Origin of the sequence: Pseudarthrobacter sulfonivorans (assembly GCF_031454915.1) — a bacterium.
Classification (GTDB): domain Bacteria; phylum Actinomycetota; class Actinomycetes; order Actinomycetales; family Micrococcaceae; genus Arthrobacter; species Arthrobacter sulfonivorans_C.
The window spans coordinates 632,321-657,558 of record NZ_JAVDRS010000002.1 but is presented as its reverse complement, the minus strand read 5'-3'; the positions used below and the strand labels follow the sequence as shown (position 1 = coordinate 657,558).

Annotated in this window: 21 protein-coding genes; 5 read left to right on the top strand and 16 right to left on the bottom strand. The window is 64.9% G+C overall.

The features are described 5' to 3' along the window. Positions 1 to 70: 70 nt before the first annotated feature. The 5 genes from J2808_RS07020 to J2808_RS07000 all read right to left on the bottom strand — a co-directional run bounded on the left by J2808_RS07020 (position 71) and on the right by J2808_RS07000 (position 5,286). On the bottom strand, positions 71 to 1,096 hold the full coding sequence (locus J2808_RS07020; protein ID WP_309813656.1) for an ATP-dependent 6-phosphofructokinase: 1,026 nt from the start codon (positions 1,094 to 1,096) through the stop codon (positions 71 to 73). 75 nt (positions 1,097 to 1,171) lie between these two features. Then, positions 1,172 to 1,534: a cupin domain-containing protein gene (locus J2808_RS07015; RefSeq protein ID WP_309813650.1), complete on the bottom strand. Its 363-nt coding sequence runs from the start codon at positions 1,532 to 1,534 to the stop codon at positions 1,172 to 1,174. 87 nt (positions 1,535 to 1,621) lie between these two features. Further along, a complete protein-coding gene (locus J2808_RS07010) occupies positions 1,622 to 3,109 on the bottom strand; it encodes a glyceraldehyde-3-phosphate dehydrogenase (RefSeq protein WP_309813648.1) in 1,488 nt (495 codons plus the stop codon). Positions 3,110 to 3,343: 234 nt separating this feature from the next. Next, on the bottom strand, positions 3,344 to 4,123 hold the full coding sequence (locus J2808_RS07005) for an ABC transporter ATP-binding protein (RefSeq protein WP_309813645.1): 780 nt from the start codon (positions 4,121 to 4,123) through the stop codon (positions 3,344 to 3,346). Positions 4,124 to 4,155: 32 nt separating this feature from the next. Next, entirely contained in the window at positions 4,156 to 5,286 is a 1,131-nt protein-coding gene (locus J2808_RS07000) for an ABC transporter permease (RefSeq protein WP_309813643.1), read from the bottom strand. 167 nt (positions 5,287 to 5,453) lie between these two features. On the opposite strand from J2808_RS07000, the gene J2808_RS06995 reads away from it, so the two are divergent. Together J2808_RS06995 and J2808_RS06990 are read left to right on the top strand one after the other, a co-directional pair. After that, a complete protein-coding gene (locus tag J2808_RS06995) occupies positions 5,454 to 6,821 on the top strand; it encodes a sensor histidine kinase (protein WP_309813641.1) in 1,368 nt (455 codons plus the stop codon). Beyond that, positions 6,821 to 7,474 carry a response regulator transcription factor gene (locus J2808_RS06990; RefSeq protein ID WP_309813638.1) on the top strand — a complete coding sequence of 218 codons (654 nt, stop codon included), beginning with the start codon at positions 6,821 to 6,823 and terminating at the stop codon, positions 7,472 to 7,474. The genes J2808_RS06995 and J2808_RS06990 overlap by 1 nt, the downstream gene beginning before the upstream one ends. Positions 7,475 to 7,522: 48 nt before the next feature. On the opposite strand, the gene J2808_RS06985 is transcribed toward J2808_RS06990, so the two are convergent. Then, entirely contained in the window at positions 7,523 to 7,993 is a 471-nt protein-coding gene (locus J2808_RS06985; RefSeq protein ID WP_309813635.1) for a MarR family winged helix-turn-helix transcriptional regulator, read from the bottom strand. A gap of 161 nt (positions 7,994 to 8,154) precedes the next feature. After that, positions 8,155 to 8,730: an NADPH-dependent FMN reductase gene (locus J2808_RS06980; protein ID WP_309813632.1), complete on the bottom strand. Its 576-nt coding sequence runs from the start codon at positions 8,728 to 8,730 to the stop codon at positions 8,155 to 8,157. A 213-nt stretch (positions 8,731 to 8,943) separates the two neighbouring features. Here J2808_RS06980 and J2808_RS06975 point away from each other — a divergent pair, with 213 nt between their 5' ends. Continuing rightward, entirely contained in the window at positions 8,944 to 10,095 is a 1,152-nt protein-coding gene (locus tag J2808_RS06975) for a GGDEF domain-containing protein (RefSeq protein WP_309813629.1), read from the top strand. Positions 10,096 to 10,147: 52 nt separating this feature from the next. After that, positions 10,148 to 11,350, top strand: coding sequence for an L-2-hydroxyglutarate oxidase (gene lhgO / locus J2808_RS06970; RefSeq protein ID WP_309813626.1), 1,203 nt, complete (start codon positions 10,148 to 10,150; stop codon positions 11,348 to 11,350). A 10-nt stretch (positions 11,351 to 11,360) separates the two neighbouring features. On the opposite strand, the gene J2808_RS06965 is transcribed toward lhgO, so the two are convergent. Continuing rightward, entirely contained in the window at positions 11,361 to 12,887 is a 1,527-nt protein-coding gene (locus J2808_RS06965; RefSeq protein WP_309813622.1) for a SulP family inorganic anion transporter, read from the bottom strand. A gap of 214 nt (positions 12,888 to 13,101) precedes the next feature. Between J2808_RS06965 and mptB the strand changes: the two genes are divergently transcribed. Beyond that, positions 13,102 to 14,724, top strand: a complete 1,623-nt coding sequence (mptB, locus tag J2808_RS06960) for a polyprenol phosphomannose-dependent alpha 1,6 mannosyltransferase MptB (RefSeq protein WP_309813620.1) — start codon at positions 13,102 to 13,104, stop codon at positions 14,722 to 14,724. A 53-nt stretch (positions 14,725 to 14,777) separates the two neighbouring features. Here mptB and J2808_RS06955 read toward each other — a convergent pair whose 3' ends face one another. From J2808_RS06955 to J2808_RS06920, 8 genes are all read right to left on the bottom strand, one after another. After that, a complete protein-coding gene (locus J2808_RS06955; RefSeq protein WP_309813617.1) occupies positions 14,778 to 15,704 on the bottom strand; it encodes a carbohydrate kinase family protein in 927 nt (308 codons plus the stop codon). Between the two features lie 28 nt (positions 15,705 to 15,732). Then, positions 15,733 to 17,241, bottom strand: a complete 1,509-nt coding sequence (locus tag J2808_RS06950; protein WP_309813612.1) for a glycoside hydrolase family 32 protein — start codon at positions 17,239 to 17,241, stop codon at positions 15,733 to 15,735. 112 nt (positions 17,242 to 17,353) lie between these two features. Then, complete coding sequence (locus J2808_RS06945) at positions 17,354 to 18,958, bottom strand: ABC transporter substrate-binding protein (protein WP_309813610.1); 1,605 nt, start codon at positions 18,956 to 18,958, stop codon at positions 17,354 to 17,356. Between the two features lie 72 nt (positions 18,959 to 19,030). Further along, the gene (locus J2808_RS06940) at positions 19,031 to 19,990 is read right to left on the bottom strand and encodes a carbohydrate ABC transporter permease (protein WP_309813608.1); all 960 of its coding nucleotides are present in this window, start codon (positions 19,988 to 19,990) and stop codon (positions 19,031 to 19,033) included. A 7-nt stretch (positions 19,991 to 19,997) separates the two neighbouring features. After that, complete coding sequence (locus J2808_RS06935) at positions 19,998 to 20,972, bottom strand: ABC transporter permease (protein WP_309813605.1); 975 nt, start codon at positions 20,970 to 20,972, stop codon at positions 19,998 to 20,000. Beyond that, a complete protein-coding gene (locus J2808_RS06930) occupies positions 20,969 to 22,012 on the bottom strand; it encodes a LacI family DNA-binding transcriptional regulator (RefSeq protein WP_309813602.1) in 1,044 nt (347 codons plus the stop codon). Before J2808_RS06930 ends, J2808_RS06935 begins: the two co-directional genes overlap by 4 nt. Before the next feature lie 150 nt (positions 22,013 to 22,162). Then, entirely contained in the window at positions 22,163 to 23,572 is a 1,410-nt protein-coding gene (locus J2808_RS06925) for an aldehyde dehydrogenase family protein (RefSeq protein ID WP_309813599.1), read from the bottom strand. A gap of 157 nt (positions 23,573 to 23,729) precedes the next feature. Beyond that, complete coding sequence (locus J2808_RS06920; RefSeq protein WP_309813597.1) at positions 23,730 to 25,232, bottom strand: NAD-dependent succinate-semialdehyde dehydrogenase; 1,503 nt, start codon at positions 25,230 to 25,232, stop codon at positions 23,730 to 23,732. Positions 25,233 to 25,238: the final 6 nt, after the last annotated feature.

Sequence of the window (25,238 nt, the reverse complement as noted above, 5' to 3'; positions counted from 1 at the left end):
GCCTGTCTGTGGCGAAGGTGTTGGCGAATGGGTGCACTGGGTGCCGCAAGGGCGGATTGGGGCGGGCACCTCAGCCGAACAGGACAGCTGCCTCGTCGTAGCGGTTCTGTGGAACTGTCTTCAACTTGCCCAGGGCTTGCTCGAAGCCCACCTGTCCGATCTCCGTGCCCTTCAGGGCAACCATGGTGCCCCAATAGCCTTCCACCACGGAGTCGATTGCCGCCATTCCCAGGCGCGTTGCCAGGACGCGGTCGAACGCGGACGGAACGCCGCCGCGCTGGATGTGGCCCAGGATGGTGGCCCGGGTTTCGAGGCCGGTCCGGGCTTCCAGTTCCGGGGTCAGCTGGTCCGCGATCCCACCGAGCCGGGGACGGCCAAAGGTATCCAGCCCGCGCTCGGAATGGGGGGATTCCATGTGCTCCGGAACAAACCCTTCGGCTACCACTACCAGCGGTGCGCGCCCACGCGCGTGGGCTTCCTTCACCCACTGGGTAATCTGCTCGATGCTGACACGCTGCTCCGGAATGAGGATGGCGTGGGCGCCGGCAGCCATGCCGGCGTGCAGGGCGATCCAGCCCACGTGGCGGCCCATCACCTCAACGATCATGCACCGGTGGTGCGATTCCCCGGTGGTCCGCAGCCGGTCGATCGCTTCGGTGGCGATCTGCACGGCGGTATCAAAGCCGAAGGTGTAGTCGGTGGCGTCGAGGTCGTTGTCCACGGTCTTGGGGACGCCCACGATCTTGAGGCCGGCATCCGTCAGGCGCTTGGCCGCAGCCAAGGTACCCTCACCGCCGATCGCGATGATCGCGTCGATGCCGAGGCGGTCCATATGGGCCTTGATGACCTCGGGGCCGCCGCCGTTTTCGAAGGGGTTGGTGCGGGAGGTGCCCAGGATGGTGCCGCCCTGCTTGGCGATACCACGGACCAGCATGCGTGGAATATCGATGATGTCGCCCTCAACCACACCGCGCCAGCCGTCCAGGAAACCCACGAATTCGTGACCGTGGACGGCAATGCCCTTCAACACGGCGCCGCGGATAACGGCGTTTAATCCCGGGCAGTCGCCGCCGCTGGTGAGAATTCCAATTTTCATGTTTCGGCTCAAATCATAAGAATGGTTCAGACCCGGGGGAGGGCCCCCGGGTCTGAATTGGCAGATTTCCCGCGGTCAGGCCGCGAAGATGACAAAGAACTTTCGGATCCGCTCCTGGATCTCCCACGTCCCACGCCACCCAATGGGGAAGACGGCAGCGGTCCCGGCCTCCAGCGTGATGGGATCACGGCCGTCCTCCGTGACCACCATCCGGCCTTCAAGGACGTTGATCACCTCGCCGCGCTCCAGGAACTCCCAACGGGAGAGGCCTGGTGCGGCTTCCCAGACGCCGGAGACGATGCGCGAGTCATCGCTGGTGAAGGGAACGGACATCCGCACTGCAATGTCGTCGCTCAGCACGTCGGCAAAGGGCGGGCCAAGCCAGGACTTCTCCAGGTCCTCTTCGAAAAGTTCGCTGGGCTGGAAAGTAATGCTCATCTGGATCTTCCTTTCTTCTTCCACCCGCCCGTAACATCTCCGGCGGGCTGGTGGTGATGGCCGCGGCTCTCTTGAGCAGCGGTTGATCTATCCCACGGCGGCAAGTACCGACATGGCCTCCTCAACGACATTCGTGGCGGGGAAGGCAGGCCGGTTCACGCCGGCCATCTCCTCCATGACACGGACAACCTGGCAGCTGTAGCCGAACTCGTTGTCGTACCAGACGTAGAGGACCAGGTTCTTGCCGTTGGAGATGGTTGCGAGTCCGTCGACGATGCCCGCGCGGCGGGATCCGACGAAGTCCGTGGAAACCACTTCGGGTGAATCGATGTAATCGATCTGCCTGCGCAGGTCCGAGTGCAGCGACATCTCACGGAGGTAGTTGTTGATCTCGTCCTTGGTGGTGCCGTTTTCCAGGCTCAGGTTCAGGATGGCCAGCGAAACGTCCGGCGTGGGAACGCGGATGGAGCTGCCGGAAAGCTTTCCGAGCAGTTCGGGCAGGGCCTTGGCTACTGCCTGGGCGGCGCCGGTTTCGGTGATCACCATGTTCAGTGCGGCGGAGCGGCCGCGGCGGTCGCCGTTGTGGAAGTTGTCAATCAGGTTCTGGTCGTTGGTGAAGGAGTGGACCGTCTCCACGTGGCCGTGAACCACGCCGAACTTGTAATTAATGGCTTTCAGGACCGGCGTGATGGCGTTGGTGGTGCAGGACGCCGCGGACACGATCCGGTCCGTGTCCTCGATGGTGCCGTGGTTGATGCCATGCACGATGTTCTTCAGGTCGCCCTTGCCCGGCGCGGTCAGCAGTACACGGCCAATGCCCTTGCTCTGCAGGTGCTGCGACAGGCCCTCGGCGTCGCGCCAGCGTCCCGTGTTGTCCACCAGCAGGGCATCCTTGATGCCGTAGGCGGTGTAGTCGATCGTGGCGGGGTTGTCCGAGTAGATGACCTGGATCTGGACGCCGTTGGCGGTGATGGTGTTGGCAGCCTCGTTGACCCGGATGGTGCCCTGGAAGGGGCCGTGGACCGAGTCGCGGCGCAGGAGGCTGGCGCGCTTGGTGAGGTCGTTGTCCGAACCTTTGCGCACCACGATGGCGCGCAGGCGAAGGCCTTGGCCGCCGCCGGCCTTTTCGATCAGCAGGCGGGCCAGGAGCCGGCCGATCCGGCCAAAGCCGTAGAGCACGACGTCGGTGCTGGCGCGGTCGTCAGCGCCGCGCCTGCCCACGAGCCCGGCAAGTTCCTTCCGAAGGAATTCCTCAAGGGCGGCACCGTTCCCCTTTTCCTTGAATTTTTGGTTCAGGAGGGCGATGTCGATAGTGGCCGGGCCGAGCTCAAGCTGCGCCAACATGTTCAGCAGCGGGGCAGTCTCCTCCAGGAGCAATTCGTCCTTATCAACCCGGCGCGCGAAACGGTGTGCCTTGAGGATGTTCATGGTGGACTTGTTGACCAGGCTCCGGCCATGAATGCTGGCCACCACGTTGTTCTCGCGGTACAGCCGGCCGATCACCGGAATCATGGCCTCCGCGAGAGCCTCCCTGACCATCCACGTGTCAAGACTGGAATCTGAGGTTTGTAGCATCGGACTGCCTTTCCAAAAGCGTCGGGTCTGTTTGAGTTTCAGCTCCCGGGATGCTCCAGGTGCTGCAGGGATGTGACGGCTCCTTGCTCAGGTGCCGCCTTGCTGTTCTGGCCCGATGAGATCCTGACCGGATGTCCAAAAAAACTCCCTCATACCTTCACTGCTCCTTCAGGGGTGGGCCTAGCATCCATCGTCCTTTCATTTGCGGGTAGGGGAAACGCTATTTCGGGATGGTTAAAACAACCCCTTTGAGTAGGTCGCTGGGTGAATGGCCCCGCCCGGCAACTCCGGGTTGGACAGGCCGCCGTCGCGCATTACGGCCACAGCGTCCGTCAGCGGAACGAATTCGGTGTCGTGTGTGACCATCACGGTGGCCACCTGGAACTCGTCCGTGACCCGGCGCAGCAGCCCGACGATCGACGCGCTGCGCTCATGGTCCAGCGCCGCCGTCGGCTCATCCACCAGCAGCACCCTGGGGTCACCCATCAGCGCCCGCGCAATGTTCACCCGCTGCCGCTGCCCGCCCGAGAGCTGGTGCGGCCGCTTGTCCGCCGATGCGCCCAGCCCCACGAGGCCCAGCAGCTCATGAGCCCTGCCACGCGCGGCCCTTAGCGGCTTGCCGCGCAGGTGGTGGCCGATCATCAGCTGCTCGACGGCGGTGAGCGACGCCAGGAGGTTCGGCTGCTGGAAGATGATGCCCACCTTCTCCCGGCGCAGCGCGGTCAGGTCCGCGTCCTTCAGATCCGCCGTCGTGATCCCATCGATCGCCACCTGCCCATTAGTAGGGCGGACCAGGGTGGCGGCCACCGCGAGGAGACTGGACTTGCCCGAGCCCGACGTCCCCACGAGCGAGATCATCCGGCCGGCCGCCACGTCCAGGCTGACACTGTCCAGGGCCTTAATGGTTCCGCCTCCGTCCGGGTATTCGAGGGTGACGTTAGTGAGCGCAATGGGGAGCGCGGCTCCGGCCGACGAAGTGGCGAGGTGCGGCACAGACAATGAGGAGGCAGACATAAGGACGGACCTTTCGGTAAGAGGAGGGGTTTTCAGTTGCCGCCGAGGGCGATCAGCGGGTCCACTGTGGTGACCCGCCGGACGGCCAGCGCGGCGCTGGCCAGGCCGAGGGCAACGATCCCCAGCACGGGCAGCAGTGTGGTGGCGGGAGTGACGAGGAACGGTGCGGCCTGTGCTGCCGCGAATCCGCCCAGGACGCCGACTGTCCCGCCGAGCCCCGCGCCGGCCAGCAACACAAGCGCGGCCTGGGTAATGGCGTCCCGCAGCACATAACTGCCGGACGCACCCATTGCCTTGAGGACGGCGATGTCCCGGGTGCGCTGGACGGTCCACACGGTCAGGAACGCCACGATCACCAGCGCCGAGATCCCGTACAGGAACGCCTGCATCAGCATCAGCGAACCGTTCTCGCTCTTGAAGGACCCCAGCGCCTGGAACGAACCCGTCCGGCTCGCGCTGACCGTGCGCGCGGCCGCATTTGCGGCATCCTCATCCACCACCGCCCCGTCCTGGTAAGTGACCGCGACGACGGTCCCGGCCTGGCTGCCCTCGGCCGCCGGCGACAGGTGGACCACCTCAGCCCAGGACGGCAGCGCCGTCCACACCACTCCGGTGTGGGAGTACCACTGGTCATCCACGACCGCGGTGACGGTCAGGTCAGTACCACCCACCGTGGCCGTATCCCCGACGTCGAGCGACAGGTCCGATGCAACGGTCGAACCGATCACCACCGTCCCCGTCCGCACCGGCGACGGTGCCAGCTCACCGTCCGCCGCAACGCCGAACACCGCCACGTTGGTGGTGCCGCCGTCGCCCGCCTGCAGGCGGGACTGGCTGATGCCGAGCGGCTCGGCAGAAGCGACCCCAGGCGCCTGGGCCCACACTTCTGCCTGCGCAAAGGTCACCTCGCTCTCGGTGAAGGACGCGGTGGGCTGGTTGGTGCCGGGAGCGCCGAACACAATGCTGTCCACCGGCCGGGAGCCGCTCCCGGACCCGCCATCAGGCGCAGCACCCAGCTTCCCGATAGCCGAGGTGGACTGGTCGCCCAGGCCCGCGGTGAGCCCGGACAGCAGCACCAGCAGCAGCGTCACCAAAGCCACCACACCGCCCATCAGGGCGAACCGGCCTTTGGCGAACCGGATGTCACGAATAGCGAGAAACACGTTGCACTTCCTTCAAATGGGGGGGTGGATTCCTTCTGAATCCACTCTCCTGCGCACCGCAGCGGCCCGCATCGGGCACGTGATTGATCCCGACGGGTCAAAATGTGGAAGCGGCGGTCAACCTTTTGATTGATCCGCCCGTGGACTGAGGCGCCTAAGCTGGGGGAATGCCTGCCGCGGACCCACAGACCATCCCGTCCGGGGCCACCATCCTGCGGTTCCTGCGGGTGACGCTGCATGTGGGGTTCGCGGTGCTGCTGCTTGTTGCCATCCTGCGGATGCATTTCGTGGCCGGCCCCGGAGGAAACCCGGAGGGCACGCTCCGCAACGTCTGGTCCGCGCTCGCCGTCGCCCTCGCCGCGGCCTACCTCGCCGGCACGCTGCTGGAGAAGCGGTACGACGCCGGCCGCTCAACGTTCAATCCACACCCGTACGCCATTCTGTGGCTGGGCGTGGTCACGGCGCTGTGGGGCATCCTCCTCGCCGGCAGTGCCGAATTTTCCTGGGTGGCCTTCCCGCTGTTCTTCCTGCACCTGCAGGTGCAGGCCCGCCGAGCCGCGCTGCTCACCATCGCCGTCATGACGGCGGCAGTCGTGGCGTCCCAGTGGGTGGCCAGCGGGCTGCCGTCACCCACTGCGCCGATGGTTCTGGGACCGGTCCTGGGTGCCGGGTTCGCTGTGGTCACCGCGCTGGGCTACCGCGCGCTTTACCTGGAAGGGGAGGCGCAGCGCCTGGCCGTCGACGAGCTCAGGCGGACCCGGGCCGAGCTGGCCAAGACCCAGCACGAAGCCGGCGTCGCGGCGGAGCGCGAACGCCTGGCCCGTGAAATCCACGACACCCTGGCTCAGGGCTTGTCCAGCATTGTCCTGGTGGCCCGGGCTGCCGAGAAGTCCCTGGCCAGCGGGGACCTTGCCATTGCGGCCGAACGGTTCGCACTGGTCCAGCAGACGGCGTCGGAAAACCTGTCCGAGGCCCGGAGCTTTGTCCACGGCCTCACCGCGCCCCGGCTCCAGGAGTCCTCGCTGCCGGAAAGCCTGCAGCGGCTCTGTGCCGAGACCGAAACCCTGGCCGCCGCACGCGGCGAGGGGCTCCGCTGCCGGTTCGAACTGGTGGGTGACGCCGCGGAGCTGCCGCCGCAGTACAGCGTCACGCTGCTCCGCGCCGCCCAGGCCAGCCTCGCCAACGTTCGGCTCCATGCGAAGGCAAACACCGCCGTCGTCACTTTGGCGTTCCTCGGGGACGAAGTCACCCTGGACGTGTACGACGACGGCACGGGCTTTGAGCCCAAAGCGCAGGGCCCCGGGGTGGCTGGCCGGGCGGACGGGAGCGGCTTCGGCCTGCGCTCGCTGGCCGCCCGGGTCGCCGAACTGAACGGCTCACTGGAGGTGGAATCGGCACCGGGGGAGGGGACCGTCGTCGCGGTCCGGCTGCCACTCACTGGAGAAGCGCTCGCCGGCGGTACGTCCGCCGGGCAGACGCTCGCCTGGGAGGCGCCGTCTGCGGAAACGCCCGGCCCGGCGGGGGAGCGGCGCTGATGGGGACCTTGCGCATTCTGCTGGTGGACGACCACCCCGTGGTCCGCGCCGGCCTGCGCGCCATGCTCACCGAATTTGAGGACTTCAGCGTGGCTGCCGAGGCTGCCGACGGGGACGCCGCACTCCGCGAACTCACACGGCTCCGGACGCTGGGGGAGCGCGTGGATGTGGTGCTGATGGACCTGCAGATGGGTGACGGGATGGACGGGGTCACTGCCACGGCGGCGATCCGGCAGCTGGATTCGGCGCCGCCGGTCCTGATCCTCACCACATACGACACCGAAGCGGACATCCTGGCCGCGGTGGAGGCAGGAGCCAGCGGCTACATGCTCAAGGACGCACCGCCGGAACAGATCCGCCAAGCCGTGCTGTCCGCGGCGGCTGGCCAGACGGCGCTGGCGCCCAAGGTCGCGGCGCTGCTGATGTCGCGGATCAGCCGCCCGGAAACAGCCCTGACCCCGCGCGAGGTGCAACTGCTGGAACTGCTGGCGACCGGGCTGACGAACAGGGCCATCGCACGGCAGCTCTTTATTTCCGAAGCCACCGTCAAGACCCATCTGGTGCACATCTTCGGCAAGCTCGGCGTCGACAACCGCACCACCGCCATCGCCGTGGCCGCGCAGCGCCGGATCATCCGCACGCCGGGGCAATAGCGCTCTGTGGGTGCACGGTCCGCTCGCGCCGCCCGCTCACCCGAGATATCAGGCGTTGTTGGCGTCCCGCAGTTCGGCCATGGCCTCTGCGACTATCCGGGCCCGGTCCCCGCCGAGAATGTCCACGAAGTTGGAATGGACCAGCCGGGCGACGAAGCAGGCCAACTCATTGGCGGTTTCCGTGCCCTGGGTGCTGAGTTCAAGGTAGACAACCCGGCGGTCCTCGGCGCAGGGGCTGCGCTGGACCAGCGACCGTTTTGCCAGCCTGTCGGCGATCTTGGTGAACCCGCCGTTGCTGAACGCAACTTCCCGGGCCAGTTTCGCCATCGGCATCCGCGCGCCGGGAGTGCGGACCAGCCGCAAAAGTGTCTCCGCCTCAGCCGGTTCAAGCGAGAAGGCCGAGGAGACTTCTGCGTGCACCTTCTTGTTGGTGTTGTGGAAGCCCTCGATCACCAGACCCCACTGCGAGATCACATCCAGGTCCCCGGTGGTCGGGGTGTTCTTCTGCGTGGCTGGCATGAAATCCCTTTCCACGGCAATAATACGCTCCAAGTAGCAGTCTTTCTCGTGAGATTGTTCAATGTCGGGACGGTTCTTAGGCCCTTCCCTTAAACCCGAAACCGGTGCTTTCTGCGGGCACATGGCCCGCCGAAAGCACCGGCTTTGGTGTCGTTGGGGAGTTAGGCTGCGACGGACGCCTCGGCGCGGACGGCTTCGAGGGCCTTGGTCCACGGAACAAGCTGGTCGAGCACCGGTGCGAGCGTCTGGGCCTGCAACTCGGTGGGCTTGAAGACGGAGAAGTTCTCGAAGTCGGTGAACAGGGAGAACATGCCGGTCTTCTGGACGTGGGCGATCTGCAGTTCAGACAGAATGCCACGCAGGTGCTCAACGGCGCGCACGCCGAAGGCGGAGCCGTAGGAGACAATGCCGGCTGCCTTGTTTGCGAACTCTGCGTTCAGGTAGGACAGGGCGTTGGCCAGGGCCGGGGCCACGGAGTGGTTGTACTCGGGGGTGATGAAGACGTAGCCGTCGAACTCGGCGATCTTGGCGGCCCAGTCGATGGTGTGGGCGTTCTGGTAGTTCTGGTAGGCGGCCGGGTAGGCCTCATCCAGCATCGGCAGGTTGTAGTCGGCGATGTCGATGATCTCGAACTCAGCGTCGGTGCGCAACTGTGCCTGGGCGAGAACCCACTCGGCTACGCCGGCGTTGTTGCGGCCGGGACGGGTGCTGCCGGTGACGATGGCGATCTTAGTCATGGACTACTCCTCTGATGTGGCTTAGCGCGGGTAATTTCCCCGTAACGCTTCAAGATTCAACTTTATCCTTAGAAACTATTTGTGTAAATACTATTTTCGAGTGGCGTTAGTCACGGGACACGGCCCTTTGGGGCCCCGTTCGCTGCCCCTCGCCAAGCCGACGGCGGTGCGATACTAAGGGTGCATCACATCGACGTTGGGGGAACTTCGGAAATGGTCCTTGATACAGCAACCCTCCGGGTCGCCTTCGCTGTGATGGCCCTGGTGCTCGGCCTGCTGTTCTACTTTTCGGCCTACCGTTACACGCGCTCGCCGTACAGCGGCTGGTGGTGCCTGGCACTGGTGTTTTTCCTCGGCGGATCCGCCGCCTTCCTGCTCAACGGAACCGCTCACCAGTGGTGGGCCAACATTCTGGGCAACGTCCTGCTGGTCCACGGCGGCGTAGCCGTGTGGGCCGGTGCCCGCTCACTCCGTGATCTTCGCCCCGGTCGTTGGCTGTTCACTGGCCTGCCGTTGGTCACCCTGGTTGCCACCGCCGTCGAGCACCCAGGCACCAACGTCTGGGCGGGCGGTGCGGTGTTCCTCGCCGCTATGTGCCTGACGATGGGGCTGGCATCCCGCGAACTCTGGCAGCTGGAACCTGGCTATTCGCGCGTGCGGGCGCCGATGGCTGCCGCCGCAGCAATAATGGCCGTGTTCTACTTCGGCCGGCTGGTGTACTTTCTGCTGGAGGGCCCGGACGGGCGTACCTTCGCCACGTACTTTGGTTCCGCGGGGACCACCTTGGTGACCATGGTGCTGCTGGTGGTGGTGTCCTTCAGCATGGCCGCGCTCAGCAGCGAACAGCAGACCCGGGCCCTGCGCATGGTGGCCACCCGTGACGACCTGACAGGGCTGCTCAACCGCAAGGCATTCCTGGACATGGCCGGGGAACTGTTGGGCGACAGGGCCGTCACCCAGGGAGTGGGTGCCCTGATCCTTGCCGACCTGGACAATTTCAAGGCAGTCAACGACACCCACGGCCATGCCGCCGGCGACGTTGCCCTGCAGGCTTTCGCCGGGGCGTGCCAGGACACCGTCCGGTCAACGGACCTCGTGGGCCGGTACGGCGGGGAAGAGTTTGTCCTCCTGATTCCGGGCGCCTCCTCCGCGCGGGCTGAACACATAGCGGAGGAAATCAGCCGGCGCCTCGCGCAGGTCCCCACGGCCAACGGACTCCTGATGCCCACCGTCAGTTACGGCGTGGCTCTGTACGACGCCGATACAACAGACCTCGAAGACCTCATCGCCGCCGCGGACGGGGCCCTGTACACCGCCAAGTCCCTGGGCCGGAACCGCACCGTCCACAGCGACCGCCGCAGCTGAGGCGCTGAGCTTCTATACTCGGGTCAAGGCGCGAGGAGAAGGACACAACGACGTGGGTGAACGCATCGGCATCATCGGTGGGGGCATTGTGGGCATCGCCCTGGCGCGGTCCCTCCTGACGCGTGGACTCGGGGAGGTCACGGTCTTCGAGAAGGAGCGGCGGCTGGCCGCGCATCAGACCGGCCACAACTCGGGTGTGGTGCACGCCGGCCTCTACTACGCGGCCGGATCACTGAAGGCAAAGCTGTGCGTATCGGGACGCGACGCGCTCCGGGAATATTGCCAGGAGAAGAATCTGCCGTTCCGCGAAGTCGGCAAACTGGTAGTGGCCGTGGATGACTCGGAACTTCCGGCGTTGGCCGACATCGAAAAACGGGCCAGGGCAAACGGTGTACCCGATCTGGACCGCATTGATGACGCTGCCCGGCTGCGGGACATTGAGCCCCACGCTGCGGGGGTGGCGGCCGTCCACTCGCCGCATACCGCCGTCGTGGATTTTTCGGCGATTACCGAGGCGATGGCGCAGGACGTGCGGACAGCCGGGGGTGCCGTTCTGCTGGGGCAGGAAGTAGTGGGGATAGTGGTGGACGGCGGCAAGGTGCGTGTCCGGACAGCCGTTTCCGAGCACGTCTTCGACCGGCTGATCGCCTGCGCCGGTTTGCAGTCCGACGTCGTTGCGCGCCTCGTGGGTGCCGATCCGTCACCGAAAATCCTGCCCTTCAGGGGGGAGTACTGGTCGCTGAAGCCCTCGCGGACCGACCTGGTGAACGGCATGATCTACCCCGTGCCTGACCCCCGTTTCCCCTTCCTCGGAGTGCACTTCACCCGGGGCGTCTACGACGACGTCCATGTGGGCCCGAACGCTGTCCCGGCGCTTGCGCGCGAAGGCTACGGGTGGTTGTCGGTTTCGGCGAAGGACACGTGGGAATCGTTGCGCTGGCCCGGAGCCGGCCCGTTGGCGAAAAAGCACTGGCGGATGGGGGTGGACGAGATCAGCGGATCGCTGGTCAAGTCGATCTACTTCCGCAAGGCGCGGCGCTTCATTCCCGCGCTGGAGATGTCCGACCTGACGGCCAAGACGGCGTCAGGCGTGCGGGCGCAGGCGTGGGGCCGGGACGGTGCGCTGCTGGACGACTTTGCTGTGGAGCAGGTGGGCCCGGTGACGTTGCTGCGGAACGCGCCGTCGCCGGCGGCCACATCCTGCATGGCCATCGCCGACCATCTCGTGGAGAACTACCTGCAGGTGCGTGCCTGAGCGGCCTGCGTCAGTTCAGCTTCCCCGCCAGCCGCTCCCGCATCTGGATGCTCGCCTGGTTCAGTCCGATCAGCTCAACTTCCAGGCCGTGCCGGCGGTACTTTTCCGTGACCGCGTCCAGCACCGCGATGGTGGACGCGTCCCACAGGTGCGAGGCGTGCAGATCCACGATCACCCGGGCTAGGTCCGCCTCGGCGTCCAAGGCGTACTCGAACTGGGTGTAGAGGTCGTTGGAGGAAGCGAAAAACAGCTCGCCGTCCACCGTGTACGTGGCCACGTTTTCGCCGTTAAGTTCGACGACGGTCCTCTCCACCGTGGCGAAGTGCGCCACCCGCCGGGCGAACAGGGCCATGGCAGCCAGGACGCCCGCACCCACGCCGATGGCCAGGTTGTGCGTGGCTGAGACGACCGCCACGGTGATCAGCATGACGGCGGTCTCGGACTTGGGCAGCCGGCGCAGGGTCCGCGGGGCGATGGAGTGCCAGTCAAACGTGATGGCCGAAACGAAGATCATCACGGCCACGAGGGCGGCCATCGGGATCATGCCGACAACGTCGCCGAGCGTCACCACGAGGACCAGCAGGAAGACGCCGGCCAGGAAGGTGGACACCCGGCTCCGCGCGCCGGAGCCCTTGACGTTGATCATGGTCTGGCCGATCACGGCGCAGCCGCCCATGCCGCCGAAGAAGCCGGTGACGATGTTCGCCACGCCCTGGCCCCAGGACTCGCGGGTCTTGTTGGAGCGGGTGTCCGTAATGTCGTCCACCAGCTTTGCGGTCATCAGCGATTCCAGCAGCCCCACCAGCGCCATCGAAAGCGAGAACGGGGCAAGGACCTGGAACGTCTCCCACGTGAGGGGAACGTTGGGGATAAACAGGGACGGCAGGCTCTCCGGCAGCTGGCCCTTGTCCTGGACGGTGGGGACGTCCACCCCGGCGAGGACGGCGAACAGGGTGAGCACCACGATGGCCACCAAAGGTGAGGGCACCGCCGTCGTAATTCTGGGCAGTCCCACCACGATGACCAGGCCCACCGCCACGAGCGGATAAACCAGCCACGGGACGCCGATCAGTTCGGGCACCTGGGCCATAAACACCAGGATGGCCAGCGCGTTCACAAAGCCCACCATCACCGAGCGCGGGATGAACCGCATCAGCCTGGTGACACCCAGTACGGCGAGCAGGATCTGGAAGACGCCCGCCAGGATCACGGCCGCGATGAGGTGGTCGAGGCCGTGGCTGCGCATCAGCGGCGCGATGACCAGGGCCACGGCGCCGGTGGCAGCAGAAATCATGGCCGGCCTGCCGCCAACGAACGAGATGGTGACAGCCATGATGAAGGACGCAAACAGGCCGATCCTTGGATCCACGCCCGCGATCACCGAGAAGGCGATCGCCTCCGGGATCAGGGCCAGCGCCACCACCAGACCGGCCAGGGCCTCGGTCTTAAGGCGGCGCGGGGAACGTAATGTTGCGCGGACCGACTGAAGCTGTTGAGGCGTGTTGGTCGGGGCGTCCTTGACGCTTCGTACGGCCATTGCTGGGTCCAATCGTGCTGGTGAAGTGCGCTTTTGGCGGTTTTTGACTTCTGCAATGGCGGGCCGCGCGGCGCTTCATCGGGAAAGGAGGGGGCGCGTCCGCCGCTACCAGTCTGGGGCACGCCGCATCCCAACTGCTAAAATGGCGTGGTTGTAGACCGGCCTATAGCTGGTTCAGCCAGCGCCGTAACGTAAGTAGGGGACCACACAAAACATGACGGCAGGCGGTTCGCACCTCAGCACCTCGGAGACTTTTCCGGGCCCGTCTAAAAAGACGCCGGCCGGGACCGGGAACCCGGAATCTGCTGCGCCCGCAACCACCGCACCAGTCAAGCGCCGGGCCTATATCGCCACCTGGCAGGGGTTCCTCGGCGCGTTGATGATGTTTGTGGGTTCCATCGGCACCGGCTGGATCGCCAACGGCTCGCCCATGATCCGCCAGCCGGTGGTCATCGCGCTGCGGACCGAAGGCTGGGGCGTCACGCTGTCCACCGTGCTCCTCACGGTGGGGGCGATGCTGTTGATGCGCTCCTGGCTGCGGCTCGGCCAACGGCTGGGGGACTGGGGTGAACAATCCCTGCGGTCGGTGGTGATCGCCATCTCCGCGTGGTCCTTCCCCCTCTTGCTGGCCGTCCCTATCTTCTCCCGCGACGTCTATGCCTACACCGGGCAGGGCCGGCTGGTCATGGAGGGCCAAAACCCGTACGACGTGGGCATCTCGACGCTCAACAACTGGTTTGCCCTCGGCGCGGACCCGGCCTGGGCTGAGAACAGGACACCCTACGGGCCCTACTTCCTGTGGCTCGCACGCGGGGTGGTGGGCCTGACCGGGGCCCAGCCTGACGTTTCGGTCCTGCTCTTCCGGCTCCTCGCCGGCGTCGGGGTGGTCCTCTGCGTCATCTACATACCCAAGCTGGCCGAACTGCACGGCATCAACGGTGCGCGGGCACTCTGGATCGCGGTGGCCAACCCGCTGTTCCTGATCAGCTTCGTGGCCAGCGCCCACAACGACGCACTCATGGTGGGCCTCGCCGTCGCCGGTGTCTACTTCGCCGCGACGAAGCATTACCTCACGGGCATATTACTGGTCACCGCATCGATCGGAATCAAGCCGATCACCGTCCTGCTGCTCCCGTTCATCGGGGTCATGTGGGCCGGGCCGGCCGCGTCGTGGACGCGGAAGTTCCTGATCTGGGGCGCGACGGCGGGGATCAGCTTTGGTGTGCTGGCGCTCAGCGGCATCCCCTACAACCTTGGCCTGGGCTGGGTCTGGGCGATTATGGACCCGACGCCGGGGTACACCGGCTATTCGCCGTCAGGGTTCCTGGGGCAGCAGGTCGAGTTCCTCGGCAATGTGCTGGGCCTGCCCGGCGGCACGTTCGCGGACCTGCTGCGCACCGGCATGAAGTGGGCGGCCGTCGGGCTGGTCCTGCTGCTGATGTTCCGCGGCGACTACTCACGGGCGGTGCGCCGGCTGGCACTGGCGTTTACCGCCGTGGTGATGCTTTCGCCCATCATCCAGCCCTGGTACATCCTCTGGTTCCTGCCGTTCCTGGCTGTGACGGGCATCCGGAATGACTGGCAGATCCGGTGCCTCTACGTGGGCGTGACGTTCTTTGTGGTGTTTGGCGCGCAGGACCAGCTCTCGGTCTGGTCCTTCGTGGAGCTGCCGATCAATGCATCCTCGCTGGCATTCGTGACGGCGCTGCTGTTCACGTTCTACCTGCTGGTCCTGGACATCCACACGCGGAAGCTGCTGATTGAGGGCAAGCCCCTGGATTGGGCGCGGCGGGCGTGGAGCTGGGCGCAGGAACAGCGGGCCGGCTCGGCGCGCTGAGCTGGGCTATGGCGAGGTCCGTCGCTTTCACGGCTTCACCGAAGCCGTTGCCTTCAAAGGTGTGAGAGGAGTTCGTCCCGGGTGGGAGGATTGGCCCCGGCCCGGCGCACCGTGATTGCCGACGCCATCGCAGCTGTGCGTCCCAGCTGCTCCAGGACCGAGGGTGCAAAGCCGTCGGTTCCGCGGGCAAGGAGTCGCAAGATCAGTGCCGACATGTACGAGTCACCGGCGCCGATGGTATCCACGACACGGGAATCCACAGCCGGGATGCTGAGGCGTGCGCCGGCTGTTGCCAGCAGTGAACCGGATGAGCCTTTGGTGATGACGGCGAGCTCGGCTCCCAACCCCAGGATGTGCGTGGCAGTGTCCTCCAGCGTCTTCCGTGGGTAGAGCCATTGGGCGTCTTCGTCACTGAGTTTGACGACGTCGGCAAGCTGCACAAGTTCTTCGAAAGTGGACCTTGCGTCGGCATGGCTGCCGAGAAGTGCCGGCCTGATGTTGGGGTCGTAGGTGATGGTGCATTCATCGCGGATCTGCTGGAGAACTGTCTGGACCGTTGCGGCGCTGGGCGCGAGAAAGCTGGCAATCGAACCGGTGTGAAGCACCTTGGGCGGAGCGTAGGCGGGTTCAAGCGGTTTCAGATCGCACATGATGTCGAAGGCGTAGCTGGCGGAGCCATCCGCGGCGATGGTTGCGGCCGCCGTCGAGGTCCTGTCCAGTGAGCGCGAGCCAGGCAGGAGCGTCACCCCGGCGCCGGCAAGGTGCTTATCGATCGCCGCGCCGCGGCGGTCGTTGCCGATGGCGGTAAGCAGCCCGGTTCTGACTCCCAGCCGGGCAAGGCCGTAGGCGACGTTGGCTGGCGACCCGCCGGGGTGTTCTGTGATGCCGTCGGGTGTAGTGACGATGTCGATGAGGGATTCCCCCATAACGACGACGTCCATCACCTGCAGCGCTGGGCCTGCGTTACCGACTCGGTGCATGTCTGCCTTTCCTGGCTGGGCCGAAGCGCTATGCGAACTGTGCGATGTGAAGGTGGTTAACGGTTGCTGTGCCGCCTGTGGCGTAGACGGCGAAGTTCGTGCTGGTGTCTGCCGGAAAGATCAGTTGGGTCATGGTGGCCTGCCCGCCCTGGGCGAAGACTTCGACGGAGCAGCTGTCCACGTAGACGGTGAGTTGGTAGGAGCCTTCCATTGCCTGGATGGGGGCGGTGTCGATGGATGAAAAAGATTCGTGGAAGTCGGTCTGTCCGGACTCGCGGCGGTCCACAATGAGGGAGCCTTCGGCGGGCCGGATGCTTACGCGGGTTCCATGCAGTCCGTCTCCGCGCAGAATGAGGCCGAATTCCTCGGCGCTTCCCGGCGTGAACGTGACGTCGATGCGCTGGACCGTGCCGGCTGCCCCGTCCAGGAGCTGGGTGGCGCTGGATATGGTCGTCTCGGGAAGGCTGAAGGACTTGGCTGGGTCAGCCTGGGCCGCCCAGTCGCCTGCGGGCTGCTGCATCAGACGGAGGTTGCCGTCGCTGGTGTGGAGTGAAATTTCGCGGGCGAGGGACATGGGGCTGCGCCAGGGTGAGGTGGGGATCTGGTTGGCGTATTCCCAGTTGTTCATCCAGGCGATCATGAGGCGGCGGTTGTCGGGGGCGTCGCTGAAGGAGACAGCGGCGTAGTAGTCCCGGCCCCAGTCCAGCCACTGGTACTCGGCCAATCGCGCAGGATCCTGCAGCCCTTGGGTGACGGTAGTGGCAGAGGTAAAGGTTTTCCCGTCGAAGTCACCCACGAAGTACTGCCCGGCCGAGCCGTTGTTGGGGCCGCCGGGGTTGAGGTTGACGGTGAGGACCCACTTGAGGTTATCGGGGTCGCCGTCGACGGGCAGGGGGAACAGATCGGGGCATTCCCAGACACCGCCGGTGGCGTTTGCCGGGCCGAAGCTGCTGAGCAGGTCCCAGTTCTTCAGGTCTTCGGACTTGTAGAGCACTACCTGGAAGTCGGCGGCTTCCACGGCGACCATGACCCAGTAGCTGCCGGCGTCGCCGTCGTACCTTATGACTTTGGGGTCGCGGAACTCGGCCGATCCGCGGTTCAGTACGGGGTTGGCAGCGTGTTTGGTCCAGGTGTAGCCCCCGTCGAGGCTGTAGGCCAGCGACTGTGCCTGGATGCCCTCATGCGCAGAGCCGGGTTTGAAGGCGCTGGTGTAGATGGCGACGAGCGGGGCAACGGACCCGGCGCCGAACCCGCTGGTGTTGTGACGGTCAAAGACGATGCTGCCCGAGAAGATGTCTTCGTTGTCGTCGCAGGCAATGGCAACGGGGTGTTCGATCCAGGTGAGCAGGTCTGTGGACGTGGCGTGTCCCCAGGACATGTTCCCCCACACGTTGCCCAGCGGGTTGCTCTGGTAGAAGAGGTGGTAAACGCCTTCATGATGGATCAGGCCGTTGGGGTCATTGAGCCAGGTGTTCCGGGCTGAGTAATGCAGTGCCGGGCGGAAAGTGTCGGCTGTCGTGGCGGTCGCGGCAGTCATGAAGGTCATTCTCATTTCGTTGCAGGTCTGGACTTTTGCAGGTTTGGCCGAAAACCAGCAAGTGGATCTGGTGGGCCGATGCGGAAGCACCGGCCCACCCGTGCTTCGGAAGCTAGGAGTTCTTCTTGTAGCGGTCGTAGGCCTGCTGGTAGACCTCGATCATTTTGTCGACGCCGACGTTCTTGAGCTGGGAGAGGTAGCCGTCCCATTCCTGTTCGATGCCCCCGGAGACGATCCACTTGGCCATGTTCTGCTTCACCAGTGAGCTGGTGTCGGTCTGGATGGTGCTGATCTGCTGCAGTTCTTCGTTGGAGAGGGCGACCGGGGGGTAGCCGTCATTGCCGGCGAAGGGCTTGTAGTGTTCGTTGACGGTTTTCTGGCGTTCGGCGGCGCGGGGTTCGGGAGCGACGACCGTGGTGAAGTTCTCGGCGGTGTTTGCCTTCGGGCCGCCCGGGGCGACCTTCTGGCGGCGTTCGCCTTCGCTGGTTCCGGCCGGGGCGGGGATCTGGGTCAGCAGGCCGCTGGCGTCCTTCTGCAGGGTTTCGCCGATGGGTCCCCAGTTAGCCTGGGCGGACTGGATGGGGTCGTAGAGGTTGTCGGCCCAGCGCATGGTCGCTGCCGGGTACTTGTTGGCCCGGGTGATGGCGAAGGCTCCGCGGGCGATTTCCTGGTTGTTGGACTGGCTGGCGATCCGCTTGCCGTCCACTCCTTCCAGGACGGGGACCAGCGCGTAGTTGTTGGCGCGGTCAGCGCCGACCATTTCGGGGACTTCCCACCACACGAACGAGCCGAGGTTTTCCTTGGCGGCCTTGCCCTTGGCCAAGTAGGCCTTGTCATCCTGGGAGAAGGATTCGGGGTCGATCAGGCCTTCCTGGTACCACTCGTGCAGGGTCTGGATGGCCTTTTTGTAGCCGTCCTGGGTTGGGGTGAAGATGACTTTGTCGTCCTGGACGATGCGGTGGTCCATGTTGTCCGGCACTCCGCCGAGGGCGGCGATCAGGTCAACGATGTCTCCGCACCAGGAACCGGGCATGAAGCTCAGCGGGATGGTCTTGCCGGTCCCGGAGGCGTCCTGGGTCTTGAAGGCCAGCAGTGCGTCGTGGAATTCCTTGACGGTCTTTGGCATCGGGATGTTGAGTTTTTTCAGCCAGGACGTGTTGATGGCAAGTTCGTTCGGGAACTGGACCAGGCCGAGTTCTTCGATGGACGGCAGGGAGTAGATGTGCCCGTCCGAGGAGGTGATGGCGGCCTTGATGTCGGGCCGGTCAGAGAGCAGCTTGGCGAGGTTGGGTGCATTCTTCTCGATGAGCCCCTCGAGCGGGATGAGCGTGCCGCTGGCGGAGTAGGTGGCGATCTCGGCGTCGGTCAGGCCTGTGTTGAAGAAGGCATCCGGAAGATCACCGCTGGCCAGGATCAGGTTCTTCTTCTCCTGGAAGACCGTCTCGGGCAGGTTCTCCCAGTTGATGTGGACATTGGTGGCTTTTTCCCATTCCTTCACCACGGTCATGGTGTTGTAGTCCGGTGCCAGGGCGGCTTTGGTGCCGGAGAAGGTCAGGTCCAGTTGCTTGCTGACAATGGGGAAGCCTGTTTCCTGGAAACCGAAGTCCGCGGACGCGTCGTTGATCTCCGTGGCGCCGGAGCCGCCGGAGCAGGCGGTGAACATCAATGTTCCGGCCAACACGGCGCCGAGGGCGGTGAATTTACGGCTGAATGCCATGGTCGTTTCCTATTCTGAGTTGGGATGCTGCCGTCCGACAGCGGTTGCCGGGCGGTCGATACGGGGGAGGAGCTATTTGACGGCGCCGAGCATGGCGCCCTTGGTGAAGTGCTTCTGCATAAATGGCAGGGCAATCATGAGTGGCAGGCTGGAGACGACGATCATGGCGTACTTGGTGAGCTCTGCTATGCGTTGCGCCGCGGCATAGGATTCGATGTCTCCGCCGGTGGTGCCCGTGGATGAGACGTCTGACTGGATGAGGATGTTGCGCAGAACGAGCTGCAGCGGGTACTTGGAGTCGTCGTTGAGGAAGATCAGCGCGTCAAAGAAGGAGTTCCACTGGGCCACGACGTGGATCATGATCATGAGCATGATCAGCGGTTTGGACAATGGGAGCACCATTTTGAAGAAAAACTTAAAGTCGGTGGCTCCGTCCATCTGGGCGGCTTCGCGTAGCTCGTTCGGAATGGTGTGCTCGAAGAACGATCTGGCGATGATCAGGTTCCATACGCCCACCGCTCCCGGCAGGACCACGGCCCAGACGGTGTCCAGCATGCCCAGGTCGCGGACCACCAGGTACTTGGTGATGAGTCCGCCGTCGAAGAACATGGTGATGACGAACAGGAGCATCAGGATCTTCCTGCCGGGCATGTCCTTGCGGGACAGTGCGTAGGCGCCGCACAGGATGGTGCTGACGCTGACGGCGGTGCCGAGCACGGTATAGATGACGGTGTTGCCCAGGCCGTTCCAGATGCGGCTGTCGGCGAAGATCCGTTCATAGCCTTCGGTGGTGACCCCCGAGGGGAGGAGCCAGACTTTTCCTTCGTACACGGCATTCGGGTCGCTGATGGAGGCGATGACAATGAAGTACAGCGGGTACACCACCGCCAGGATGGACAGCAGCAGGACTGCTGTGGCGGCGATGCTGAAGGCACGATCACCGTATTTGTCGCGCAGCGACGGCTTGGGGCGGACCTGGCGGACGGGCCGGCTTCGGTTCTCGGTTGGGCGGGGGTTGGTTGTCAGAGACATTTCGGCATCACCACAGGGTCGCTTGGTTGGCCCGGCGCGCCACGGTGTTGAAGAACAGCAGCAGCGCCAGGTTGAGGAGGGAGTTGAACAGGCCAATGGCGGCCGAGTAGCTGAACTGCGCCTGCTGCAGACCCGCATGGTAGACGTAGGTCTGGATGATCTCCGAGGTCGAGATATTCAGGGGCGTCTGCATCAGCAGTGCCTTCTCGAAGCCGACGTTGAGCAGGTTGCCGATGGCCAGGATGAAAAGGATGGTTACCACCGGCATGATGCCCGGCAGGTCGATATGCCGGATTCGCTGCAGCTTGGAGGCGCCATCAACCTTGGCCGCATCATGCAGAGCCGGATCGATGGCCGCCAGGGCTGCCAGATACACGATCATCGAGAAGCCGGCGTTCTGCCAGACATCCGAGATCACGTAAATCGGGCGGAACCACTCCGCCGAACCCATAAAGAAGATCGGCTCACCGCCGCCGAGTTGAATGGCGTTGTTCACCAGCCCCGACCTGGGGGAAAGAACTACGAACATGATGCCCACCACCACCACCGTGGAGATGAACGCCGGCGAATAAAGCACCGTCTGGGTGAACTTCTTGAACCGCTCGCTCTGGAGCTGGTTGACCAGCAACGCCAAAATGATAGGGATCGGGAAGGCTATCAGCAGGCCGAGGACGGCGATCCATAAAGTGTTCCCCACGACCTGGCCGAACTGGTAAGAGCTCACAAACCTGATGAAGTGGGTCAGGCCCACCCAGGGGCTGTCCGTAAACCCGTCCACCGGGTTGTAGTTTTTGAAAGCGATCTGGACGCCGTACATGGGCCAGTACTTGAAAACCAGAATGTAGACGATTGCTGGAGCTAGTAATACGTATAACTGCCAGGCACGGGAAATCCTCTTCAGGCGGAGCGAAAGAGAATTTTTGCGCTGCGGCAACGGCGCCGCGGCAGGACGCCCGCGTTTGGCCGGGATGGTGCGGCTCATGGCATCTCCTTAGGATGAGTTACTGAATTCCGTTCAACGAGAGGGCAGTCCATCAGCTCGACCCGGCCGTCGGGTTCCGCATCCTGGAGGATCAGGTCAACCGCGCGCCGGCCCATGGCGACGAACGGCAATTCAAAAGTGGTCAGTCCCGGGCGAAGAAATGGCGCCAGGGTCGCCTGATTATCGAACCCCACGATCGAGACGTCGCCGGGGATTGCGAGGCGCAGGTCCGAGACCGCCTGGTAGGCGCCCCAGGCGCCGCGGTCATTGGCGCAGAAAATTGCGGTGGGCGGGTTGCTGGAGGTCAGAAGCTCCATCGTGTACTTGTAGCCATCTTCCTCACCGCCCGAGCCGAAGCGAACCAGTGACGGGTCAACGTCCAGCCCCGCCTCTTCAAGTGCCGCGCAGTAGCCCTCGTAGCGGCCGACGGCGGCTGGAAGGTCACTCTCAAGGGTTTCGATGTTGATCATTCCCACCTTGGTGTGGCCCGCCTCGAGCAGCCGGGAGGTGGCCGTGTACCCTCCTTTGACCTCGTCCGGGGCGACGCTCGGGACCCTGCCGGCCCGGTCCTGCGAATTCAGCACGACGGACCTGACGCCAGCCAGGGCCTCTGGCACTTCCAGCCGCCGGTGATACATGGCGGCGTAGACCACGCCGGCAACCTTGTAAGAGAGCATGGCGTCCAAAGACGCGGCCTCAAGCTCCCTGTCGCCACCGGTGTTTATTGAGAGCAGGAGGAGCCCGTCTTCCCAGGCCCGCTGCTGGGCGCCTTCAATGATGGCGCCTGCAAAAGGAGTGGTGGCGACGGAATCGCCGATGAACCCGATCATGCCGGCCACACCCTCGCGGAGGACTTTGGCATGGGCGTTGGTGCGGTAACCCAGCCGGTTCACGGCGTCCCGCACGCGCTTGCGCGTTTCCTCAGAGAAGCGTGACCCTGAGGCCGAATTCAACACCAGGGATACAGTGGCCTGCGAGACGCCTGCGGCAGCGGCGACGTCATGCATTGTTGGTCCCGATTTTGGCCGTGATCCAGCCATGGGCACCTCCTTGGGCCAGTGTGAGTGGTGGGTTATTCGTATAACTTCCATAACTGTAGCCTGCATCACATGGGCCGTCAACAAATTCTTCGTCAAGGTAAGGGGGCACTGCCCGCCGCAGCGCGCAGTGCCCCCAATTCGTGGAAGGCCTCAGCCGTTGATGACCTGGGGTACACCCAGGGCTTTGAGGCCTTCGACGCCGAACTCAAGGCCGTATCCGGACTGCTTGGCACCGCCGAATGGGATGCGCGGGTCCACCACGCCGTGCTTGTTGATCCACACTGTGCCGGCCTGGATGCGTGCGGCGACCTCGCGTGCGGCGGGGAGGTTGGAGGACCAGACGGACGCGCCGAGCCCGACGTCGAGTCCGTTGGCCTTTTCCACGGCCTCGTCCACGGTGCTGTACTTGATGATCGGCAGGGCTGGTCCGAACTGTTCCTCGGCCACGAGGGGGTTGTCGTTGTCGATGTCAGCCACCAAGGTGGTGGGGTAGAAGTAGCCGGGCTGGTTGGTGTCGGGGTTTCCGCCGAGCAGGATTCGGGCCCCGCCATCGCGGGCCGCCTCCACGAGGTTGGCCACGACGTCGTACTGGGCCTGATTCTGCAGCGGGCCGAGGACGTTGTGTTCGTCGAGCCCGTTGCCCATGGGCATTGCGGCGGCGACTTTGGTGAGTTCGTCGCAGACGGCATCGTAGATGTCTTCGTGGACGTAGAGGCGTTTGAGGGCCGCGCAGGTCTGGCCGGTGTTGATGAAGGCGCCCCAGAAGAGGTCCTGGGCGATGGCCTTGGGATCGGCGTCGGGCAGGACAATGCCGGCGTCGTTGCCGCCCAGTTCCAGGGTGAGCCGCTTGACCGTGTCCGCGGAGGACTTAATGATGGCTTTGCCGGCGGCGGTGGAGCCGGTGAACATGATCTTGCCGATGGCAGGGTGGTTGGTCAGGCGGGCGCCCACCTCGCGGCCGCAGGATACGGCGGAGAGAATGCCTTCGGGCAGTTCTTCGTTGATGACTTTGATCAGGGCGAGGACACTCAGCGGGGTGTTTCCTGAGGGTTTGACCACCGCGGCGTTGCCCATCCGCAGGGCGGGGGCGATCTGCCAGATGGTGATCATCATGGGCCAGTTCCACGGCCCGATGGCACCCACTACGCCGATGGGCTTGTAGTGCAGTTCGGCGCGGGTCTCGCCGTCATCAACAATGGTTTCCGGTTCCAGGGGGATCGTTGCGGCGGCGCGCAGCCAGGCAGCACAGGCGCCGACTTCGAAGCGGGCGTTGGGGCCGTTGAGAGGCTTGCCCTGTTCGCGGGAAAGCAGCTGGGCGAGTTCCTCAGCGGAGCGTTCGACGGCGGCGGCTGCCTTCAGGAGCGCAGCTGACCGTCCCTCGTGGCCGAGCGCAGCCCAGGCCGATTGGGCCGACTGGGCAGCATCGACTGCCTGCTCCAGGTATGCCAGATCGTGGATAGGGGCTTCGCCGACCGTTTCGCCCGTTGCCGGATCAAAAATGGTCCGGGTGGGGCCGGACGTGTCAGAAATTGACGCGAGAAGCGCATCATAAGATTCCATGGAGTACTCCACTTCGAGTAGACGGTGCGTGCGGCCAGGGGGACCAGACGGGGTACTCCCAAGTCTGGGTTATTGCCTGACGGCTATCTTGTCTATTCGTGCAGGACCCTTGTCGTACGGAGAACGGCAAGGGCCCTGACGTGTGAAGTGGGTGTTGTCAGCGGGCGTAGGGGTCGTTGATGCCGATGTATTGGGTGGTGGTGTATTCGGCGATGCCTTCGGTGCCGCCTTCGCGGCCGAGGCCGGATTGTTTGACGCCGCCGAAGGGTGCGGCGGCGTTGGAGATGACGCCGGCGTTGAAGCCGACCATGCCGAATTCGATCTGTTCGGCTACGCGCAGGAGGCGGTTGAAGTCGCGGCTGTAGAGGTAGGAGGCGAGGCCGTATTCGGTGGCGTTGGCAAGCCGGATGGCGTCCTCCTCGGTGGTGAAGGTGGTGACGGGGGCGACGGGGCCGAAGATTTCCTGGCGGAGGATCTCGGCGTCGTTGGGGACGCCGCCGAGGACGGTGGGCGGGTAGAAGTAGCCGGGGCCGTCCACGGGTGTGCCGCCGGTGATGGCGGTGGCGCCGGCGTCGACCGCGGCGGTCACGAGGGCGTGGACGTCGTCGCGGGCTCCGGCGTCGATCAGGGGTCCGACCTGGGTGGTGGGGTCGGTGCCGCGGCCGGTGGTGAGGGCGCCCATGGCGGCGGCGAACTTCGCGGTGAACTCTGCGGCGACGGATTCGTGGACGAGGAACCGGTTGGCGGCGGTGCAGGCCTCGCCCATGTTCCGCATTTTGGCGGCCATGGCCCCTTCGACGGCGGCATCGAGGTCGGCGTCTTCGAACACGATGAAGGGGGCGTTCCCGCCCAGTTCCATGGAGGTCCGCAGGACGTTCTGGGCGGCGTCGGCCATGAGGCGTTTGCCCACCGGGGTGGAACCGGTGAAGGAGACCTTCCGCAGGCGCGGATCGGCGAGCAGCGGGCCGGAGATTCCGGACGCCGAAGCGGAGGAGACCACGTTCAGGACGCCGGCGGGCAGGCCGGCGTCGAGCATGGTCTGGGCGAAGTACTGGGCGGTGAGCGGGGTGAGTTTGGCGGGTTTGAGGACCATGGTGCAGCCGGCGGCGACGGCGGGGGCGACCTTGCGGGTGGCCATCGCCAACGGGAAGTTCCAGGGGGTGATGAGCAGGCAGGGGCCGACGGGTTTGTGCTGGACGAGGATCTTGTTTTTGCCCTCGGGGGTGGCGAGGTAGCGGCCGTAGTCGCGGACGGTTTCTTCGGAGAACCAGCGCAGGAACTCGGCCCCGTAGGTGACCTCGCCGCGGGCTTCGGGCAGGGGTTTGCCCATTTCCAGGGTCATTAGCAGCGCGAAGTCCTCGGCGCGTTCGGTGACCAGGTCAAAGGCCCGGCGCAGGATCTCGGCCCGCACCCGCGGCGGGGTCCGGGCCCAGGACGCCTGCACGTTATCTGCGGCGTCCAGCGCGGCCACGGCATCCTCGCTGGTGGCGGAGGCGAGGGTCGCGAGCACCTCCCCGGTGGCGGGGTCATGGACGTCGAACGTGCCGCCGTCGGACGCGTCCCGCCACTGCCCGCCAATCAGCAAACCGGTCGGAACGGAGGCGAGCAGGGTGGCTTCACGCTCCGGCAAAATGGCAGGGGAGATCGCAGAAAGTGTCATCAAAAG